Origin of the sequence: Aeromonas sp. QDB30 (genome assembly GCF_027707645.1) — a bacterium.
Lineage (GTDB): Bacteria > Pseudomonadota > Gammaproteobacteria > Enterobacterales > Aeromonadaceae > Aeromonas > Aeromonas caviae.
The window spans coordinates 1-3,473 of sequence record NZ_JAPCIY010000140.1; the positions used below are offsets into that span (position 1 = coordinate 1).

The 3,473-nt window shown below is 48.4% G+C and carries 2 protein-coding genes; both read right to left on the reverse strand.

Going from position 1 to position 3,473, the window contains the following annotated elements; genetic code table 11:
* Positions 1-57: 57 nt before the first annotated feature.
* Positions 58-864, reverse strand: coding sequence for a hypothetical protein (locus tag PG896_RS20595; RefSeq protein ID WP_270836165.1), 807 nt, complete (start codon positions 862-864; stop codon positions 58-60).
* On the reverse strand, positions 834-3,350 hold the full coding sequence (locus PG896_RS20600; protein WP_053288479.1) for a hypothetical protein: 2,517 nt from the start codon (positions 3,348-3,350) through the stop codon (positions 834-836). The genes PG896_RS20595 and PG896_RS20600 overlap by 31 nt, the downstream gene beginning before the upstream one ends.
* Positions 3,351-3,473 lie beyond the last annotated feature (123 nt).

A 3,473-nucleotide genomic window follows, 5' to 3' on the forward strand; every position in this document is an offset into this window, starting at 1 on the left:
GCAGAGAAAATCCAAGCAAAACAACACGTTAGACGGTATTATTAATTCGCTTGCCGCTTAAGGTTCTGTACATGAGTCGATCTTACGAAGTAAACGCAGTTTAGATACACCGATGGCGTCATGGCGCCAATCAGACAGTCCCGATAGATAAAGGTTGACGTAGAAGATTGCGGGCCTGGCACCCGATACCGCCCCCCTAGGCTGAGCGCGTAGCCATTGCATCCAGAGAAGAGCCGCAGGATCAGGAAGAACATAGCGACACAGCTGCCCCTTGTACTCAAACTCAAGATAAACCAGCCCTTCGGCGTAGAGCAATGGGGGAGCAGCAGCCAGAACGTGTATTGCCTGCTCCAAGGTCTCGACTCTGGCAAGGAAAAAGAGATAAAGCAGCAATCTGCCACGGAGATGGTCATTTGAGGGAAGCGAGCTAGGCCGATTCACTTCTCTCTGCAAGATGTCACATAATTTGGCGGCAGCATTTCCCAGAAGCAGGGTGTCAGGTCGTAAGATAGGCTTATCACGACGGATCCGGATGATCGCAGGGACCTTTGCCGATGTGAAACCACACATCTTTTGCCCATGCACCAAAATAGCATCGAGGATCTGCAGCTCAAGCGTTTGGACCTCTGGATCCGTTCTGAACTTAGCCACTACGCGTTTTAAAAAACCAGGCTCAAAATGAGTTGTCGATTGATTGAACTGTATCGTCTTGAACAAGCTCTTTAGGACATAGCTAAATTCTTCTGTTACCCGTTCTGCAAGTGGCGACTTATCCAGTTGTTGCGCAATAAGAAAGCATAACTCATCACGCTGTTCACTCTCATACAGATCCGTCAGGAAATCGACGATGGTATGGCTTGCCATCCGACCTCCGATAACATCTCATCCAAAATAGGAGCCAGATAACGGCTGGCCTCTACATGACTTAATGCCGAGTAGTATCCCAAAGGTGTCTGCCCGGTCATCCAATGCCCCATCTGCCAATCGATCAACTCTGGCTCCACCTGCCGCTTGATCAACTGGCTCTTCATCCAATGGCGACCCGCATTAGAAGGCAGCCTCAGTTCCTCAGGAAGAAAGCTCGTCAGCGCTTTGGGAAATAGATTCACCGCATGCCATTGTCGATTGACCTGCTTGAAATGAAATAAGGGCCCCAGTTCACGCCGAGAGTTGCGAACAGACTGATACCACACAGAGGAGTCAGAAAGCCCTAACGCCAATAACACCTCATCCGCCTTGAGTAGCTGGTCAATAGTGTTAGCTAAGGCCGGCTCGATGCAACGCAGTAGCTCGGCAAGTGCGGCTAGGTGGGCAGCATAGAAGCACAGTTGTTTTTCCAACAATTCCGGCATGCAGACCAAACGGGCATGAGTAAAGTCGCTGTCGTCCTTGTCACTGATCCCTAACAAACGATACGCCTGTAAATGCAACGACAAGGATGGCAGCGGGTTATATACAGCCCGATAGCCAGTCGAAAACATCAACAAATATGTTGTATAGGCCACATATGCATTGTGATAACGGATGATGTCCTCAAGCGGAAACGTCAAGAACGGCTGAGACTGATCCACCCATCCAAGAAGATGCCGAACCAATGCTCTACATGTGTCCTGGGAGGGAGTAAATGTTGATCCAACCACCATTGGCTCATGCCAATACCGCACCTCAAAGAGAGTTGGACAATCAATTGTCGGATCTGCTGCCCGTATGTATTGAGAGATCTCCAGCCATAACCTGTGCAGCGTTCCAACTCGCTGCTCATCCTCGAGACAGGCATAACTCCTAGATACACGAGTGCGACTCAGCGCAAGCTGATAGCTGAAGTCGAGCACAACCGGGTCGACCGTGCCCATAGCGAAACAAAAGCGGTCTAAGAAGGAAGAAATTTTATCGAGGCTGATCCTGCTTCCACGTTGCAGATGATCAGAATATTTCTTTAAACGCTTTGCCAGCAGTTCGGCTGTCAAGGTATCCGGCAATAAGGGGGCAAGCCCCCCATTGTAGTGCCCAGACAGCAACGAGATGAAGAATCGTGGACAGGCAGTGAACACATGATCAGCTGTGACTATCAGACCACGCCTTTGATCATCTAGCCCGCGTTTTGCGGAATAGGAAACAGGGAAGCTCCACCAACCATTTCCTTCTGGATCCAGGTAGAGACCAGATGTCACATCATGCAAATCATCAAATACATACAGTTGAGCCAACTCCCCAAGGGGTTTACCCAACAGCAACATGGCCCAAAATGCTAACGTGGTGGCATGCTGGCTACTCTGTAGAAATCGGATGAAACGTGCCAGGTCACCAGCTTTAAGCAGCTCTGTATTTTGCAGACAGACATTCTGCCCTCGACGCACTTTATTGGTGACATCGATATTTTTCTTCCGATTCAGCGCCCGGTCAAACACCCTCTCAATATCTGGGATCTCCTTTGTATCCCGCTCTTCAGTAAACTGACCTTCGACTTCTATAAATGTCTGCAGCGGAAAAAAATCATCCGTCTCAACACCCTCTGGATCCAGCACGTCTAGCAGACTCGGCAGCAGTTCTTGCAAAGCGCCGTCACATCCTTGAACAACGGACTTCTGAGTACGATTGAAACGTCTGGCTATCATTTTGTTATAGCGATGGATCCGGTTACCCCTTCGACCTCCCCCCCAGTCACCAAGAAAAAAATGCACCAGACTTCGCATATAATTGCTGTTTTTTTGTTCAATTTTATTGTTTTCATCTTTGCAGTAACTTTCTATCCGCAACGCAAGCCTCTTGATACACGAGAGATCATCCAAGGTTAAATGTGCCACTAATCCTTGAAAATCTTGGTTCCTAGCATCAAAAACCAAACGGCCAGCGGCACAAACCTGCTGCTCTCGTGTTTGGCTGTTTGTGCTGAATGCGGGATCGGTCAGTTCAACCAATGTCTTATAGTAATGCTCAATGAAAATGAGCTGCACGGACCTAGCTTTGGTGTCTTTACTGTATTGAGCAAGACGAAATAACCAAGCATAGAAGGGGGCGAATTCACACCAACCACTACCCATTTTATGATCCATAAAGAGCGGAACTTGCTTGGGATCCGCGAGCGAGATCTGAAAACCCAAACCGGGTAAAAACCAAGAAGGCAATTCAAAGACTCGCTCGAGCCAAATTCTTGCGGTGGTGTCCTGTGAAAAATCATTCAACGCCCGTAGTACACGACCCAGCCCACGCATATTGGCAGGAGTCTGTATCCTTTCCAGCCAAGGGAGCAGTACTTCTTCGATTTCAAACTCCTCAAGTTCAAAACCGTTCTGACTAGCGTACCGGCTAAAATGCTGGACCAAGTCTGATAACAGCTCCCAGCCTGACATCACTTATCACCCTGCCTGGTCGGGATAAATGTTTTGCTACTGATCTCTCATGTACAGGATCTTTAGCTACAACCAATTGAAATAGATAGAAAAAAGGCTTCGTTTGTGATCTGATTTAATCGC

Bases quoted from the DNA above. Each gene is read 5' to 3' on its own strand.
- PG896_RS20595 (WP_270836165.1), bottom strand. From the start codon at position 864: ATGGCAAGCCATACCATCGTCGATTTCCTGACGGATCTGTATGAGAGT.
- PG896_RS20600 (WP_053288479.1), bottom strand. From the start codon at position 3,350: ATGTCAGGCTGGGAGCTGTTATCAGACTTGGTCCAGCATTTTAGCCGG.